Annotated in this window: 16 protein-coding genes; 9 read left to right on the forward strand and 7 right to left on the reverse strand. The window is 43.5% G+C overall.

Annotation, left to right across the window (positions count from 1 at the left end; all coding sequences use genetic code 11):
• The first annotated feature begins 5 nt into the window (after positions 1-5).
• Complete coding sequence (locus tag HPC40_RS07065; protein WP_208118791.1) at positions 6-575, forward strand: 5-formyltetrahydrofolate cyclo-ligase; 570 nt, start codon at positions 6-8, stop codon at positions 573-575.
• Here HPC40_RS07065 and ligA read toward each other — a convergent pair.
• Both ligA and zipA read right to left on the reverse strand, forming a co-directional pair.
• Complete coding sequence (gene ligA, locus HPC40_RS07070) at positions 572-2,581, reverse strand: NAD-dependent DNA ligase LigA (RefSeq protein WP_208118792.1); 2,010 nt, start codon at positions 2,579-2,581, stop codon at positions 572-574. The two genes, HPC40_RS07065 and ligA, sit on opposite strands and share 4 nt — an antisense overlap.
• 45 nt (positions 2,582-2,626) lie before the next feature.
• Positions 2,627-3,613 carry a cell division protein ZipA gene (zipA, locus tag HPC40_RS07075; protein ID WP_208118793.1) on the reverse strand — a complete coding sequence of 329 codons (987 nt, stop codon included), beginning with the start codon at positions 3,611-3,613 and terminating at the stop codon, positions 2,627-2,629.
• A 210-nt stretch (positions 3,614-3,823) separates the two neighbouring features.
• Between zipA and cysZ the strand changes: the two genes are divergently transcribed.
• On the forward strand, positions 3,824-4,624 hold the full coding sequence (cysZ, locus tag HPC40_RS07080) for a sulfate transporter CysZ (protein WP_208118794.1): 801 nt from the start codon (positions 3,824-3,826) through the stop codon (positions 4,622-4,624).
• A 14-nt stretch (positions 4,625-4,638) separates the two neighbouring features.
• On the opposite strand, the gene HPC40_RS07085 is transcribed toward cysZ, so the two are convergent.
• Together HPC40_RS07085 and hutW are read right to left on the reverse strand one after the other, a co-directional pair.
• Positions 4,639-5,259, reverse strand: coding sequence for an NAD(P)-dependent oxidoreductase (locus HPC40_RS07085; RefSeq protein WP_208118795.1), 621 nt, complete (start codon positions 5,257-5,259; stop codon positions 4,639-4,641).
• Position 5,260: 1 nt separating this feature from the next.
• A complete protein-coding gene (gene hutW, locus HPC40_RS07090) occupies positions 5,261-7,075 on the reverse strand; it encodes a heme anaerobic degradation radical SAM methyltransferase ChuW/HutW (RefSeq protein WP_208118796.1) in 1,815 nt (604 codons plus the stop codon).
• Positions 7,076-7,273: 198 nt separating this feature from the next.
• On the opposite strand from hutW, the gene cysK reads away from it, so the two are divergent.
• Positions 7,274-8,212, forward strand: a complete 939-nt coding sequence (gene cysK, locus HPC40_RS07095; protein ID WP_208118797.1) for a cysteine synthase A — start codon at positions 7,274-7,276, stop codon at positions 8,210-8,212.
• 321 nt (positions 8,213-8,533) lie between these two features.
• Here the strand turns inward: cysK and HPC40_RS07100 are convergent, their stop codons facing one another.
• Entirely contained in the window at positions 8,534-9,202 is a 669-nt protein-coding gene (locus tag HPC40_RS07100; RefSeq protein ID WP_208118798.1) for a pseudouridine synthase, read from the reverse strand.
• A gap of 122 nt (positions 9,203-9,324) precedes the next feature.
• On the opposite strand from HPC40_RS07100, the gene icd reads away from it, so the two are divergent.
• On the forward strand, positions 9,325-10,563 hold the full coding sequence (icd, locus tag HPC40_RS07105) for an NADP-dependent isocitrate dehydrogenase (protein ID WP_208118799.1): 1,239 nt from the start codon (positions 9,325-9,327) through the stop codon (positions 10,561-10,563).
• 28 nt (positions 10,564-10,591) lie between these two features.
• Here icd and rarD read toward each other — a convergent pair whose 3' ends face one another.
• The gene (gene rarD / locus HPC40_RS07110; protein ID WP_208118800.1) at positions 10,592-11,515 is read right to left on the reverse strand and encodes an EamA family transporter RarD; all 924 of its coding nucleotides are present in this window, start codon (positions 11,513-11,515) and stop codon (positions 10,592-10,594) included.
• A gap of 184 nt (positions 11,516-11,699) precedes the next feature.
• Between rarD and HPC40_RS07115 the strand changes: the two genes are divergently transcribed.
• From HPC40_RS07115 to kdgT, 3 genes are read left to right on the forward strand one after another with little or no spacing between them, the layout of a single operon-like run.
• A complete protein-coding gene (locus HPC40_RS07115; protein WP_208118801.1) occupies positions 11,700-12,695 on the forward strand; it encodes a LacI family DNA-binding transcriptional regulator in 996 nt (331 codons plus the stop codon).
• A gap of 31 nt (positions 12,696-12,726) precedes the next feature.
• Entirely contained in the window at positions 12,727-13,569 is an 843-nt protein-coding gene (gene kduI, locus HPC40_RS07120; RefSeq protein WP_208118802.1) for a 5-dehydro-4-deoxy-D-glucuronate isomerase, read from the forward strand.
• A gap of 21 nt (positions 13,570-13,590) precedes the next feature.
• Positions 13,591-14,550: a 2-keto-3-deoxygluconate transporter gene (kdgT, locus tag HPC40_RS07125; protein ID WP_208118803.1), complete on the forward strand. Its 960-nt coding sequence runs from the start codon at positions 13,591-13,593 to the stop codon at positions 14,548-14,550.
• A gap of 66 nt (positions 14,551-14,616) precedes the next feature.
• On the opposite strand, the gene gpt is transcribed toward kdgT, so the two are convergent.
• Positions 14,617-15,075 (reverse strand): xanthine phosphoribosyltransferase, encoded by a 459-nt coding sequence (gene gpt, locus HPC40_RS07130; RefSeq protein ID WP_208118804.1) that lies wholly within the window; start codon positions 15,073-15,075, stop codon positions 14,617-14,619.
• A 176-nt stretch (positions 15,076-15,251) separates the two neighbouring features.
• On the opposite strand from gpt, the gene HPC40_RS07135 reads away from it, so the two are divergent.
• The gene (locus HPC40_RS07135; protein WP_208118805.1) at positions 15,252-16,703 is read left to right on the forward strand and encodes an aminoacyl-histidine dipeptidase; all 1,452 of its coding nucleotides are present in this window, start codon (positions 15,252-15,254) and stop codon (positions 16,701-16,703) included.
• 39 nt (positions 16,704-16,742) lie between these two features.
• Positions 16,743-17,516, forward strand: a complete 774-nt coding sequence (gene ubiE / locus HPC40_RS07140; protein WP_208118806.1) for a bifunctional demethylmenaquinone methyltransferase/2-methoxy-6-polyprenyl-1,4-benzoquinol methylase UbiE — start codon at positions 16,743-16,745, stop codon at positions 17,514-17,516.
• Positions 17,517-17,518: the final 2 nt, after the last annotated feature.

Here is a 17,518-nt window from a genome sequence, read left to right on the forward strand (position 1 = left end):
TGTCAATGAACACCACTAAACAGCAACGCCAGCAGTTGCGTCGTCTTATGCGGCAACGCCGCCTTTCACTTTCCGCTGTTGAGCAATCTCAAGCTGAGCAAGCACTATGTGAACAAGCTCTTACATTTATTCAGCAACATAACGCGAACACGATTGCGCTTTATCTTGATTTTGACGGGGAAGTGGCAACCGCACTTTTAATTGATGCGCTGCTTAAACGTCATTACACAGTATGCTTGCCACGTTTGCATGCTTTTTGCAAAGGGCATTTGCAGTTTTTCAAGCTCGAACGTCATAGTCAGCTTGTGCCTAATCGTTTTGGCATTTTAGAGCCTCAGTTGGATGTTAGTGCACTGGTGCCATTGCAGCAGATTGATATTTTGTTTACGCCATTAGTGGCATTTGATGATGAAGGCAACCGTCTCGGGATGGGGGGCGGTTTTTATGACCGCACTTTGCATAATTGGCAGGAAAAAGGCTTTTTACCCGTCGGGCTGGCGCATCGTTGCCAACGCGTGGAACGCTTACCAGTGGAAGTATGGGATGTTCCACTGGCGTCGATGATTGTGATTTAGGTCTGTTCTACGAGAGCCAGAAATTCAGCTTCGCTTAAGATTTTTACCCCTAAACTTTCAGCTTTAGCCAGTTTTGAACCCGCCTTTTCACCTGCGATCAGAAAATCGGTTTTGGCGGAAATACTGCCACTGACTTTCGCACCACGCTGTTGTAGCAAGGCTTTAGCTTGATCGCGTGTCAGTTGACTGAGTGTGCCAGTTAAGACCGCACTTTTGCCATTAAAGGGATTATCTTCCACGGTTTGTTCAGTGATGGCTGCCCAATGAATGCCTTGCGCGAGAAGATCATCGACAACGGCAACGTTATGCGCTTCCTGCCAGAATAAAACAATCCGTTTTGCAACCACCTCGCCAATATCGGGTACAGCTTTGAGTTGCTCTTCATTGGCGGTGCGAATAGCTTCTAACGTTTTGAAATGATTCGCAAGATTAAGTGCGGTTGCCTCGCCAACATCACGAATACCAAGGGCAAAAATGAAACGAGGCAGGGTAGTGGATTTCGCTCTTTCTAGACTATCAAGTGCATTTTGGGCGGATTTTTCCCCCATACGTTCAAGGCGCATTAAGGTTGTTTTCTCTAGTCGAAAGAGATCGGCTGGCGTATGAATAAGTTCTTTTGCCATTAACTGTTCTATCAATTTTACCCCTACACCGTCAATATCCATCGCTTTGCGTGACACAAAGTGTTTGAGTGCTTCTTTGCGTTGTGCATCGCAAAATAGCCCGCCTGTGCAACGTGCAACGGCTTCGCCTTCAATGCGAACAATCGCCGAGTTACAGACAGGACAATGGGTTGGAAAAACAATTGGGCGTGCATTTGCAGGGCGTTTTTCAGGCACTATCCCTGTGATTTGTGGAATAACATCTCCAGCACGACGCACAATCACGGTATCCCCAATGGCAAGCCCAAGACGAGCGATTTCATCACCGTTATGTAGCGTGGCATTACTCACGGTTACGCCCGCCACAAATACGGGTTCTAATTTGGCAACAGGTGTGATTGCGCCTGTGCGCCCGACTTGGAATTCAACATCATTGAGAATCGTTAATTGCTCTTGTGCGGGGAATTTATAGGCGATCGCCCAGCGAGGCGCACGTGCTACAAAGCCCAGTTGTTCTTGCAAGGCAATATCGTTAATTTTTAACACCGTGCCGTCGATGTCATAGCCTAAATGCTGACGTTTTTCGCCAATATCGCGATAAAACGCGAATACTGCATCGCTGCCAGTACATACACGAATTTCATGATTAATAGGGATGCCAAATGTTTTCAGCCACTGCAAACGTTCATAATGGGTATTTGGCAACGCCACACCATCTGAAATGCCAATGCTATATGCGTTAAAATGCAAGTGGCGTTGGCGAGTGATTTTGGGGTCAAGCTGACGCAATGATCCCGCAGCGGCATTGCGTGGATTGGCAAATGGTTTTTGCCCATGTTGCAGAGCCTGTTCGTTTAATTGTTCAAAGCCTTTATGTGGCATGAAAACTTCTCCCCGCACTTCTAATCTTGGGGGAATCGCTGAGCCTAATAATTGCAATGGAATGCTGCGAATAGTACGTATATTGGCGGTGATGTCTTCTCCTGTGGTGCCGTCGCCACGGGTGGCGGCCTGCACCAATTTGCCTTGCTCATATAAAATACTGACGGCTAAGCCATCAAGCTTGGGTTCACAGCAAAATGTTAAAGTGCGGTTCACGCCAAGACGCTCTTGCACGCGATTGATAAAGGCGAATACATCTTCATCAGAAAAGGCGTTATCAAGAGAGAGCATCGGCAGTTCGTGCACCACTTGCTGAAAACCCGATAAAGGTTTGGCTCCAACGCGTTGTGTTGGCGAGTCAGGCGTGATCAGCGTAGGATGTTGTGCTTCTAATGCTTTGAGTTGATTCAGTAATTTGTCGTATTCGCTGTCAGGCACGCTGGGTGCATCTAAGACATGGTATTCATATTCATATTGGCGCAATGTGGCGCGCAGGTTGGCAAGTTGGGATTCAATGCTCATAAGTCTTCCATGAAAAACCGCACTTTAAAAGTGCGGTCTCGGTTATTACAACAAGGCGAGATAGTCCGCTTTAGATTGTTCGTTAAACGGCATTCGATGCACATCAAGCACATCACCGTGTAAATCATCGGAGAGCGTTTTGACACTGTGCAGTAACAAGCGGAAATTGGCTAAATTGTTGCCATGGGTTGGTAATGTCATAAACACAATTAAACCTTGCGATGTGAAATCGTTGATGTTGGCAAGATCAAATATGCCTGGTTGATACATATTAGCTGCACTAAAGATAATGGGACTAGTGGTATCTTGCAGCTGGAAATGACGATGGAATAGATTCCCCTCACCATAGCTAAAACCTAAACTTTCCAACGATTGAACAATGTCAACGCCTTTAAATACGCCAGTATGTTTCGGCACAATATAAAAAATAATGGTGTCGCTTGGTGCCGCTTTTTTCGGCTCTTCTTTTTTCTCAGGTGTTGGTTCAACACGTGTTTCTGTCGGAATATGGGGAGTCTCTTGAATAGAAGGCGGGCTAGATTGCCCTTGTAAATCATTAATTTTAGGTAACTGTGCAGCACGTTCAGCGAGTGCAGCACGATCTTCAGGCGATGTGATAGTGATACCATATTCACTGTCGGCCTGCTGTTCGATTTCCGCAATACTTTTATTTAATAAACTTGAGCGCGATAGCGTTGGTTTAACATTCTCCGCAGGTTCATGTCGTGTTTGGTCTTGATCTGGCAACGTAATGCGGATTTTTTCCACCGCTTGTGCGGTATGTGTCAATGGGCTTGTTTGTTCTTCCACCGCACTTTGCACATCGGCGGTACGTTGTGGCGAAGGGGAAGGTGCTTGTGATGGCGTGTTGAGATCTAAAATATCGTTATTTTGCACGCGCGAATCATGGGTGAAGGTTTTCGCTGATTTAAACAATTGTGATTTTTCTCGCTGGCTGGACCATATCCCATGAATCAATAACACAGCCACAATCAATACGATAAAAATGATTAAAATAATATGTAAATCCATTTTGCACCTATTTTATGTACATTAATCAAGGATTTGACGCCACAGACGACCGCACTTTGCACTCATCTTACAAGCAAAGATAGTTGTTAGCTTATCATATTTTTTATGCTTGGACTATGCACTTGGCACAATTGTGGACACATTGTGCAAAATTTGCATTCTTCAAAGTGCTGCCTTATAGTTAGCCCATTTGCATTTATTGAGATTGTTATGTTTACATCAGAATACAAACAAGGATTAGCGTATTTTTTACAAGGTTGGCGATTGATTACGCAAAAGGGGCTACGCCGTTTTGTGGTGATGCCTATTGTGATTAATATCGTGTTGCTAGTTGCCGTTTTTTGGCTAATGATGGGGCAGGTTGGGGATTTTGCGCAGTGGGCGATAAGTTTTGTGCCGACCTGGTTAGATTGGCTGAGTTATGTTATTTATGCCTTGGCGGTGGTGACCCTTTTGGTGATTTATTTCTTTATTTTTAATCTGCTAGCAGGCTTTATTGCCGCACCGTTTAACGGCATTTTAGCAGAAAAAGTAGAGCTGATGCTCACGGGGGAAACGCTCAATGATGCAGGGATGTTGGATTTGGTGAAAGATACACCACGCATTGTAAAACGTGAATGGCAGAAATTTGTTTATTCCTTTCCCAAATTTTTGGGGTTATTTGTGCTCAGTTTTGTCCCTGGTGTTGGGCAAACTGTTGTGCCGCCGTTATTTTTTCTGTATGGGGCGTGGATGGCGGCTATCCAATATTGTGATTATCCTTTTGATAACCACAAAATTAGCTTTATGAAAATGCGTTATCAATTAGCGGAAAAGCGTGCGCTGACAGTTACATTTGGAGGCTTGGTATCACTTTGCACATTTGTGCCGTTTTTAAATTTCATCATTATTCCTGTTGCGGTATGTGGTGCGACCGCACTTTGGGTCGATCACTATCGCCCACAGTTATTGGACGATAATAAAACACAAAGTGCGGTACAAACACACGCGGGCAGGACTGTTCAGCCGTGAGCTTGCTGCACGCTCTAGGCGTTTGTGGCACTCAGAATGGAATAAATGCCTTTCGTTTTACCTTGTGCTAAAAGCATGCCAATGCCGCGCGCAACACTTTTTCGGCTAACATAAACACTGTGTTTTTCTGGTAGATGGGTGAGAAGTTGGATAGCCTCATCTTCCCCATCTGTTAATCCACTGGGGCGTACAATTAACCAATCCAACGCACTGTTTTGTAAATAGTGTTCCGCTGTGGTTTTTGCTTGAATGGCTTCACCCAACGCACGCTGAAACATTGGGCTCATCATCAGCCATTGATCGCCACATCCTAAACTGGTTACCAAGACCATTTTGGCAGTAGGGGCATATTTTTCGACAGCTTTAATGATATTAATATTGCCAATATCATCACTGCGAATGCCTTGGCTATTTTTTCCGCCCACAGTTGAGATAACAATCTCAGGTTGGAGTGTTGCAATTAATTGCTCACATTGTGCTAACGCTAAGACATCGGCACAAACAGTGGGGATATTATGGCGAGTAAAAATATCGTCTGTAACGGGGCGTCGCACTGCGGCTGTGAGGGCATGATCCGATAAGTGAATACAAATTTCACGTCCTAATTTTCCATTTGCACCAAATACAACGATCATTTTACGCACCTTGTATCAGTTGGCGCATAGCTTCAATTTGCTGCGCTTTCAGTTGACCTGCTTCATCGCGCCCAGCAAAAATTTTAAACATAGCTTCACCTTGATGATTAATAAAGGTTAATGCGACGGTGCGTTTACCCATAAAAGGGCGGTCAAGCAGGTAAATTGCTGCACAGTTTTCATAACGTAGATGTCCATGTAATGCCCCGTGAGCACGTTGATCAAAGTTATAAAATCCTCGCGCAACTTTTCCCATTGGCAATTTGCCTGTAACTTCGGCGATGGTATCGGGCGTATGCACAATAAATGTAACCTCTTCATTCCAATTTGCAATGGCTTGCATAATATCCACAAAGCGTTCACCGCCTGTTTTTAGCACCATCTCTGGCGGTAGGCATTCAATGACTGCTTCAAGGCTACATTGGTTCATTCCTGCCAGCATTTCGAGAATTTGCCCTGGGTTGTCTTTGAGTGATTGGCAAAGTGCGGTTTGTTGTGTTTGATTTAAAGGTTGTTTCATAGGATTGTCCTTATCTCTATTGGGTAATGTGAGCATTAATTTGCGAATTAAGGTTGGCGACCAGTAACGTCCACTGGTATTAAGTGTAATTGTGTTGTCATTGCATTCTAGTAATCCTTGCTGCTGCCAGTCTGATAACAGGGCTTGTGCTTTGATGTTATCTGCAAAGAGATGCACATCTAAAAAGCCGAGTTCTAGGCTGTATTGCACGTTGCCCAACAGGGTTTTATGTTGGTTGTGGCGGCTAAAGTATGATAGTGGTGCGCTTTCAATCGGGCTGGTTAAATACATATTTAAATCGCTGTGTATTTGGTAACGATAGTGCCCCAGATTGCCACCAGCACCAGAACCAAAGGCTAAGCAAGGTATATTCGACTTGACTAGGGTGTTATAACGATTTTTCTCGCCACGATTAGGATAAGCAAAGTGATTGTTACTCACTTGCAGCCAATGTTGCTGACATAAGGTCTCCACGGCATACGCATACTGCACACTTTGTTGGGCAAAACTGGCAGGATTGGGTAGAGTGCCGTGTTCAATTAAGCGATTAATCGGCAGTTGCTGGTAATTATTAAATGCGTAAATATCCAAGCCAGCAATGGGTAATTGCGCTGCAATGGCAATATCGCGAGCCCACACCTCATCAGTTTGGTTAGGTAGCCCAAAAATGAGATCGGCAACGATCACTGCATTTAATTGACTTAAGGCAGCCAGATATGCTTGTGCGTCTTCTCCGCTGTGCTTTCTGCCTAAACGCTTGCGTAACGCGGAATTAAAGGTCTGAACACCAATAGAAATGCGGTTTGCCCCCGCATCAATACAGGCTTTCGCTTTGTCAACTTCAAAATGGCTAATTCGCCCTTCGATTGTAAACTCACAATCCTCACTCAGTGGAAGATAGTCATAACAGGCTCGAATTAAGCGGACTAAGTCTTTGGTTAACAATGCACTGGGGGTGCCGCCGCCAAAATAAACGGCGCGTATTTTTCCAGTATCTGTGCGAAGTGCTGCTTCATATTGGAGTTGCGCAATGACACGATCAGTATAAACCGCACTTTGATCATCATGCCAGCGATTACGATAAAAACCGCAGAAAATGCAATGACTAGCACAAAAAGGAATATGCAAGTATGCCAACGCATCGCCATTGACGGCATCGACAATATTCTGTCGCCACAAGGTTTGCCACTGTGATGGTGGCACTGACTCGCCGCCCCAAATAGGCATTAATGCTTGGCGTTCGGGAAAAGCATGTGGGAGAGCTTGTTGTTTGTTCCAGTTAAGTGTATTAATCATAGATTATTGTTATTAATAGAGAAGAGACATTTTATAGCAAATCTAGTTATGTAATAGCTTGATACAGATCAAAATAATAATAATTTTCATTACTGTTTTTTTTATCATAACTAATCGTTATAAGATATAACCACGCGGAGTTGTAGAAAGACTTGCCGCAGTGTATGCTCGAGCTTACATAAGATAAAGGAGGTTTCTATGATTTATGATGACAACTCGCAAACGATAGGGCATACCCCATTAGTGCGTTTAAAGCACTTTGGACACAATGGCAATCTACTGGTGAAAGTTGAATCACGCAATCCCAGTTTTAGTGTGAAATGCCGCATTGGTGCAAATATGGTTTGGCAAGCGGAAAAAGACGGCATTTTAACGCAAGGCAAAGAGATTGTGGATGCAACGAGTGGGAATACGGGCATTGCACTTGCGTATGTAGCCGCTGCACGCGGTTATCCTATTACTTTAACTATGCCAGAAAGCATGAGCGAAGAACGTAAACGCTTATTGAAAGGGTTGGGGGTGAACTTAGTGCTGACTGAAGCGGCAAAAGGGATGAAAGGTGCGATTGAAAAAGCACAAGATATTGCGAATTCTGATCCTCGCTTTGTGCAGCTCAAACAGTTTGAAAATCCAGCCAATCCTGCGATTCATCAGCAAACAACGGGACCTGAAATCTGGGAAGACAGTGAGGGCAAAATTGATGTATTGGTCGCAGGTGTTGGCACAGGGGGCACAATAACAGGCGTGAGTCGTGCAATCAAGCAAGACTTTGGTAAAGCCATTCTCTCTGTTGCCGTTGAACCAAAGGAATCGCCAGTGATAACACAAACGTTAAATGGCGAAGAGGTAAAACCTGGTCCACATAAAATTCAAGGCATTGGTGCAGGCTTTATTCCAAAAAATCTTGATTTATCATTGATTGATCGTGTTGAGCAAGTCGATAGCGAAACCGCACTTGAGACCGCGCGCAAATTAATGGCAAAAGAAGGAATTTTGGTAGGGATCTCATCAGGTGCAGCCGTTGCCGCCGCCGATCGGTTGGCAAAATTACCTGAATTTGCTGATAAAGTGATTGTTGCCGTGTTACCGTCAGCCTCTGAGCGTTATCTCAGCACCGCACTTTTTGACGGTATTTAATCTTCAGAAACAGAAAAACCCGCTTGTGGCGGGTTTTTTTATACATCTCAATATTAGTTAATGTATTGTGTTACGCTAATTGCTGTCACGCCTAATGTTAGAGTAAAAGCGACTGCTAATGACGCAATTTGTGCGAAAATTGTTTTTGTTTTCTTAGCCATAATGTACCTCTCTTATTTTGTTGAGGACATTATACATAAAAATGTGATTTAGATCACGTTTTTTATTACATTAATTTTAAAATTTATTTAAATTTTTTAACAATAAATGTTATCTCATTGAAATAACAAAATTTTATTTTTAACCGCACTTTGTCTTTTTTTAGGGAGGAGCGTTAAACTTTAAACGTGTAAAAAGTGCGGTTTTTTCCTGTACGGTTAATGAGCGGTATTCACCTGATGCGAGCGTACCTAACATCAATCCTGCGATTTGGCTGCGGATAAGGCGCAGTGTTGGGAAGCCGACATGGGCGGTCATACGGCGTACTTGGCGATTTCGCCCTTCAGTAATGGTAAGTTCAAGCCAACTGGTTGGGCAATTTTTGCGCTCACGAATTGGCGGTGTCCGTGTCCAAATGTGGGGTTCATCAATTAAGCGAGCTTGAGCAGGTAGAGTTTTGCCATCGTTAAGCATAACGCCTTGGCGTAAAGCATAAAGTGCGGTTTCGTTGATTTCACCCTCCACTTGCACCCAATAGGTTTTGGGCATTTTAAATGCAGGTGTGGTTAAACGGTGTTGCAATGCGCCGTTATTTGTCAATAAAAGTAGTCCTTCACTGTCACGATCTAATCGCCCTGCAGCATAGATATTCGCAATGGGAATAAAATCTTTTAAGCAGGCATAGCGAGCATCTGGGCTAAATTGACATACTACATTAAACGGTTTATTGAATAAAATAACCTGTGTATTGGCAAAATTCGGGGTGGGTCTTTTCCGCATCGCACGTTTATTGTGCGATTTCGTGCGATATGTTGCGTTATTTTTTGTCATAAAGGTTAAAAAATCGTTAAAATGTGATCTCGCGAAGAGAAATTGAGTAAAAAAAACTATACTATGATTAGGTAAGGAAGACTAGCATCAGCTAGCGATGATGAGAAAGTGAAGGAGTTTTTATGCCAAACAGTGTACAAGGTCAAGCCATTGAACTTCAGCAAGATGGCAGTTTGCGAGTGCCGAATAATCCGATTATTCCTTTTATTGAAGGGGACGGCATTGGGGTGGATGTTACGCCTGCGATGCAGAAAGTGCTTGATGCGGCAGTGCAAAAAGCCTATGGCGGAGAACGCCAAATTCAGTGGCTCGAAATTTACGCTGGTGGCAAAGCGAATGCTCGCTTTGGAGGAGATGTTTGGTTGCCAGATGAAACCATTGATGCCATTCGCAAATATCATGTGGCGATTAAAGGCCCATTAATGACACCCGTTGGCGGTGGTATTCGCTCACTCAATGTTGCGATGCGCCAGGGGCTTGATTTGTATAATTGTCAGCGTCCAATTCGTTATTATGAAGGTACGCCAAGCCCTGTTAAACACCCTGAATTGGTTGATATGGTTATTTTCCGTGAAAACTCAGAAGATATTTATGCAGGGATTGAATGGGTTGCGGGTTCCGATGAAGCACAAAAGGTGATTGACTTTTTACAGCAACAGATGGGCGTGCAAAAAATTCGTTTCCCACAAGAGTGCGGTATCGGGGTGAAGCCTGTATCCAAAGAAGGTACGCAACGCTTAGTGAAAGCTGCATTGCAATACGCTATTGATAACGATCGCAAGTCGCTTACATTAGTGCATAAAGGCAACATTATGAAATTCACGGAGGGGGCGTTTAAAGAATGGGGCTATCAAGTAGCGAAAGAGATGGGGGCTACGCTCATTGATAATGGTCCTTGGATGACATTGAAAAATCCGAAAACAGGACGTGAGATTGTGATTAAAGATTCTATTGCAGATGCATTCTTGCAAGAAATCTTATTGCACCCAACGGAGTATGATGTTATTGCTACATTAAATCTTAATGGGGATTATATTTCAGATGCGCTTGCGGCACAGGTTGGAGGGATTGGTATTGCGCCAGGAGCTAATATCGGCAGTGAGTGTGCTATTTTTGAGGCAACACACGGCACTGCGCCTAATATTGCAGGGAAAAATATTGGTAATCCAGGCTCATTAATTTTAAGTGGTGAAATGATGTTGCGCCATTTAGGCTGGGTGGACGCGGCGGATTTGATCGTGAAAGCGGTCTCTAAAACCATCGCCAATAAAACCGTGACAGCCGATTTTGCTAATGCGATGGAAGGCGCAACTTTGCGCTCCACTTCTGAATTCGCAGAGGATATTATTCAGAATATGTGATATTGTCGATTAGTGAGAAAAGTGCGGTCTAACCGCACTTTTTTCGTTGTAGTGTATGGTTGTTTTTTCTCCTTGACCGCACTTTTATCCAGCCGTCTAGCATGGTGGTTAGTAATCCACCCCAGATCAAGCCATAGGTAATCAGAGATTGTGCGGTTAGAGGTGCGTGTAACACAACAACCGCGAGTATGAATAATAAGGTGGGTTCTAGGTAACTAAACATACCAAATAATGTGACGGGTAAGGCAACACTGGCATATAAATTTAACTGCATGGCAACTGCACTGATAATGCCTAAGAGTGGGATCAGTAACCAATAGCGATTCCATGTGGCAAGAATATCGAAGCCAGTTGGCAGATGCCATAAATAAAGTAAAGCAAAAGGCAGTATGAGGGTGAGATCAATGAATAAACCAATTAACGTTGGTACGCTAAGGGAACGCCGTAGCAGGTAATAAATAGGGTACGTGCCAAAAATCCATATAGTCACCCAAGAAAACGTATGTGTTTGCCATAATTCGTGTGCTACGCCCAAGCCAGCAAGTGTTACCGCGAGCCATTGCAAACGTGTGACTTTCTCTTTAAGAAAAAGGCGACCACACAATACAATTGAAATAGGCAAAAGGAAATAGCCCATCGCCACATCAACGCCATACCCATTAATCGGTGCCCACATAAATAGCCCAAATTGACTGGCAATAATGGGAGTTGGCAGCAAAATAAGTATCCACTTTTTCCAGTTTTTACCAGTGGCATAGATAAACCGAAAGAGCTGATACCAACGTCGAGATAAAAACAGTACCAGCCATAACGTTAATGCCATACTCACCATACGCCAAGCAAAGGTTTCAATACCAGAGAGTGGTGCCATAATGTAGCCATAAAGGTACAGTACGCCAAACAGAATATTGGAAAATAATGCCGCTAATGTGCCTTTTTGTGTATTGGTCATGGTTATTCTTAGCGAATGATTTTTGAAGGAAAGACAAAATTATATCCAATTGTGATCAATAAGACTATTTTTTGTTTTAAATCAATTTTTCATCAATAAAGAAATTGTGTTTTATATTTTTGACGGGTATGATTTGTGCAAGTTAATCGATTTCGTAAATCGATTTCATGTTGTAATGGGTGAGATGATGAAAAAGGTAACGATAGCCGATATTGCTCAGCAAGCAGGCTGTTCTAAAACGACAATTTCACGCTATCTTAACGGCAAATATGACAGTATGTCTGAGCAGACTAAACAGACGATTGCAACTGTGATAGCCGCATTAGGCTACCGCCCAAACCAAATGGCGAGAAATTTACGTTTACAAAAAAGCCGTTTGATTGGGGTATTGGTATCGGATATTAAAAGTCCTTTTTCATCTATTTTATACAGCGGCATTGCCGATGAATGCGAGCGGCACGGATACACCGCCATTCTTGCCAGTACAGGTGATTCACCAGAAAAAGAACGCATGTATATGGATTCGATGATTGCAAAATCGGTTGAGGGATTGATTGTGAATGCCACAGGTGAAAATGTGGATTATTTAGCACAAGTTAACCGCACTTTGCTGCCTGTTGTGCTTGCCGACCGCCCGTTATTTGATGTGCATTGCGATATTGTAACATCTGATACATTTAAAGGCATGCAAGATATGTTGGCTTATGTTTATGCGCAAGGTTATGAACATATCATTTTCGTGACGATGACGGTTGGCACGAACCAAACGCGTCGTATTTTATGCGATACATTTTGCACGCTGCAAGCTGATTATCAACAAAGTGCGGTCATCATAGAATTTACACAATCGCAGCATTTAGAAGCGGAATTTTTAGCGATGTTGGCGACACATCAACAGCAAAAAATCGCCTTTTTTGCTGCAAATGGATTAGTGTTACAGGCGTTATGTGCGTTAATGAAAAAACACCATCTTAATGCCCCTGAAGATATTGGATTATGCGGCGTTGATAATTGGGCATGGATGGAGTTAGCGGGTGCAGGGATGACGGTGTTAGAGCAACCCACCTATGAAATGGGAAAAGCCAGTGCTCAATGCCTAATTCAACGCATTCAAGGGAAAGCAGATGCCCCAGTAGAGCAGTATTTAAGTTGTCAATTAATTAAACGTGGTTCGATTTAATACCACATCTTTCACGTTATAGGAGAAAATTATGGATACGCGTTATAGTGTTAACCCCAATGATTTCAAGCGTTATACCACAGAAGAAGTGCGTAACGAGTTTTTGGTACAGAATCTGTTCCGTGCTGATGAATTAACTACCGTATATAGCCACGTCGATCGCATGGTTACGGTGGGATGTATGCCAGTAAATGAAACGGTTTCTTTAGAAAAAGGGCTAGATATTTGGCACACCTTTGGCACACACTACTTTTTGGAGCGTCGTGAAATTGGCATTTTTAACGTTGGTGGTGAGGGAATTATCACCGCCGATGATCAAACGTTTGAGATGGCTTATACCGATTGTTTGTATATTACGATGGGAACTAAAACTGTCACATTCAAAAGTAAACACGCAGATAACCCAGCAAAATTTTATATGGTCTCTGCGCCTGCGCATAAACCGTGTAAAACCACCTTTATTCCAATGGCGAATGCCAATAAACGACCAATGGGCGCGATGGAAACAGCTAATGATCGTGTGATTAATCAATTTATTCACCCTGATGTATTAGAAACCTGTCAATTATCAATGGGCTTAACGCAGTTAAAACCAGGCAGTGTATGGAACTCAATGCCGTGCCATACTCATGAGCGTCGGATGGAAATTTATTTCTATTTTGAAGTACCTCAAAATAATGCCGTGTTTCATATTATGGGGCAACCAACAGAAACTCGCCATCTCGTGATGCAAAATGAGGAAGCGGTTATTAGCCCGTCTTGGAGTATTCATTGCGGTGCAGGGACATCTAATTACAGCTTTATTTGGGCAATGGGTGGTGAAAATAAAGCTTTCGATGATATGGATAATTTAAAAATTACTGAATTACGTTAAGACAAGTTTAAGGATATTACAATGAAAATAATGCAAACTGTGCAACGCTTCCCAGGTGGTTTAATGTTAATTCCGCTGCTGCTAGGGGCATTAACCAATACATTTGCGCCAGATGCGGGGGCGTATTTTGGTTCATTTACCAATGGATTGATTCACGGCACAGTGCCAATTTTATCGGTTTGGTTTTTCTGTATGGGGGCGAGCATTGATTTGCGAGCCACAGGAACGGTAATTCGAAAATCAGGAACATTATTGGTCACGAAAGTTGCGGTTGCATGGCTCGTTGGTATGCTGTGTGTGAAATTTATTCCTGGAGGCGTGATTGAAACGGGCTTCTTTGCAGGGCTTTCAACCTTAGCGATTGTAACCGCAATGGATATGACCAACGGCGGGCTTTATGCGTCATTGATGGCACAATATGGCTCAAAAGAAGAAGCAGGTGCATTTGTATTAATGTCGGTGGAGTCAGGGCCTCTTGTTACGATGATGATTCTTGGCACAACTGGCGTTGCACAATTTGAACCGCACTTATTTGTTGGTGCAATCTTGCCATTTCTCATTGGCTTTGCCCTTGGTAATTTAGATAAAGAATGTAAAGCGTTCTTCAGTCAAGGCACAATGCTGATGATCCCGTTCTTTGGCTATGCACTAGGTAATACGATCAATCTTGGCGTAGTGCTAGATACAGGATTGTTGGGGGTATTCCTAGGATTATTGGTCATCGTGGTAACGGGTATCCCGTTGATTTTAGCTGATAAATTTATTGCCGGTGGTAATGGTGGCGCTGGGCTTGCAGCATCGAGTACCGCAGGTGCCGCCGTTGCTAACCCGGTGATTATTGCAGGAATGGTGCCCGCATTTGCACCCGTCGCTCCAGCAGCAACCGCACTTGTCGCGACCTCTGTGGTAGTGACCTCAATTGTTGTGCCGATTATCACGGCATTCTGGTGTAAACGTTTTGGCAATCACGCCAACGCATAAACGACAACTACACAAGATGATCGCATTGAAAAAACCGCACTTTAAAAGTGCGGTTTTTTAGCCAGTTTATTTCCTCGCAAGCGGTGGGACGAAGGTTATGCCCATGTCCCAAGGCTGTTCAATCCATGTGTTTTGAGGAATGTCAATAACATAATCATCCACTAAATCCGCCCCTGCAGGTTTTGCGAAAACTGTAACAAAGCGTGCTTTAGGATACATATCACGCAACGCTCGTGCGGTGTTACCTGTATCAACTAAATCATCGACAACAATAAAGCCGTCGCCATCACCTTGCGCTGCGTGTAATACTTTAATTTCACTTTGTTGATCGTGTTCATAGCTTGCGATACACGCTGTTTCAACATGGCGAATGCCTAGTTCTCGAGCGAGCACAGCCGCAGGAAATAAGCCGCCACGACTAACGGCAATAATACCTTTCCATTGTGAAGCAGGCAATAGGCGTTCTGCCAATTTGCGTGCATGCATTTGGAACATATCCCAAGTTACCACATATTTTTCACTCATAATCGACCTTTTGTGTTGAAAGAAGAAATCAGCGATGATTGTTTAATCATTCTAAATTTTAAAAATGCGTTAGGATAACCTGAAATTAAAATTTGTGCTATGATTAATCTATTATTTCCGCAAATTGCGTAAAAATTTTGCGTTGCAAACACTCAACAGAAATTAAGGAGCATATGATGCAAAACATAACCGACCTTCAACCAACGCGTTTATGGCAATGGTTTCAACAAGTTTGTGACATTCCACACCCGTCTTTACACGAGGAAAAATTAGCCGAGTTTATTGTGAATTGGGCAACATCAAACAATATTTGGGTGGAACGCGATAAGGTCGGCAATATCCTGATGCGTAAACCCGCAACCCCAGGCATGGAAAACCGCAAAAAAGTGGCACTACAGGCGCACTTGGATATGGTGCCGCAGAAAAATAACGGCACTCAGCATGATTTTTTGACGGATAGCATCAAACCGATCATTGATGGTGAGTGGGTAACGGCGCAAGGCACAACGCTAGGGGCGGATAATGGCATCGGATTGGCATCTACGTTGGCGGTGTTAGCCAGTGATGATATTCCACATCCCGACTTAGAAGTGCTATTAACGATGACCGAAGAGTCTGGTATGGTTGGAGCCAACGGCTTGCAACCAAATTGGTTGGAAAGTGATATTCTCATCAATACTGATACAGAAGAAGATGGCGAAGTTTACGTTGGCTGTGCTGGTGGCGTTGATGCGGATATTCGCCTAGCACTTAGTGCGGTGGAAAATCCATTTAAACAAGCAAAACTGTTGGTATTAAAAGGCTTGCGTGGCGGGCACTCAGGTGGTGATATTCACACAGGGCGTGCGAATGCGATCAAACAATTGGCGCGCACGTTGGCTGAATTGCAACCGCACTTTGACTTCCAACTGGCGGATATTACAGGTGGCTCAGTACGTAATGCCATTCCTCGTGAAGCCAGTGCGGTGTTGGTATTTGATGGGGATGATAGTGTCTTGAGTCAACACATCAGTGCATTAGAAGCGTTACTGAAAGGGGAACTTGCCCATGCAGAGCCGAATTTATCTCTCTTTTTGCAAGATATTGAGCGTCCAGCTACCACGTTCACACTCGCACAAACCGATACGATCATTAACTTGCTTAACGCTTTACCGAATGGCGTGATGCGTTATAGCGATGTGATTGATGATGTTGTAGAAACATCACTTAGTGTTGGGGTGTTGGTGGTAGAAAAATCACAATTGCATATCACGATTTTAGTGCGCTCACTGAATGAAAGTGGCAAGCAGGCAGTTTGTTCAACGTTAGAGTCATTAACAACGCTCGCAAACGCGCAGATTGAATTTAGCCACGATTATCCAGGTTGGGAACCAGATGAAAACTCCCCGATTTTGCCAGTGACCATCGCACATTATGCGCAAATTTTAGGGCATGAGCCGAAAGTGAAAGTGATTCACGCAGGACTGGAGTGTGGCTTGATGAAAAAACCATATCCTAATATGGATATGGTATCGATTGGACCAACCATTCGCAATGCCCACTCGCCAGACGAAAAAGTCCATATCCCAGCGGTACAAACCTACTGGCGTTTATTGCAGGCACTTCTGGCGAATATTCCAACAAAATAGGCAAAGTGTGGTTGACCGCACTTTTACTGGGTGAGAACGATGAACGAACAACATAATTTGCCACAAGAGAGTGAAAACACTACGCATTTTGGCTTTAAAACGGTGGCGAAAGAAGAGAAACAAGCGTTGGTAGCGAATGTATTTCATTCGGTCGCTGATAAATATGATTTGATGAATGATCTGCTTTCTTTTGGCATTCATCGTGTATGGAAACGATTTACCATTGATTGCTCTGGTGTGCGTAAAGGGCAAAATGTGCTTGATTTAGCCGGTGGCACAGGGGATTTTACGGCTAAATTTTCGCGTATTGTGGGCACACAAGGGCAGGTTGTGCTGGCAGACATTAATGATTCTATGCTCAAAGTTGGACGTGAAAAATTGCGTAATCTTGGCGTTGTCGGAAATGTTCAATATGTGCAAGCCAACGCAGAATGTTTGCCGTTTGCAGATAATACATTTGACTGCATCATTATCAGTTTTGGACTACGCAATGTTACCGATAAGCAGAAAGCATTGGAATCCATGTTTCGCGTGTTGAAGCCTGGTGGCCGACTATTAGTGCTAGAGTTTTCAAAGCCGATAGTTGATCCACTGAGTAAATTGTATAATTTTTACTCATTTAATATTTTGCCGAAAATAGGTGAAGTGGTGGTCAATGATGGTGAAAGTTATCGCTACCTTGCTGAGTCAATTCGGATGCACCCTGATCAAAATACATTGAAATTCATGATGTCCCAAGCAGGTTTTGAACAGGTTGAGTATTTTAATCTTACGGCTGGCATTGTAGCATTGCATCGGGGCTTTAAGTTTTAGTG

The sequence above is a fragment of the Spirabiliibacterium falconis genome (assembly GCF_014885015.1).
Lineage (GTDB): Bacteria > Pseudomonadota > Gammaproteobacteria > Enterobacterales > Pasteurellaceae > Spirabiliibacterium > Spirabiliibacterium falconis.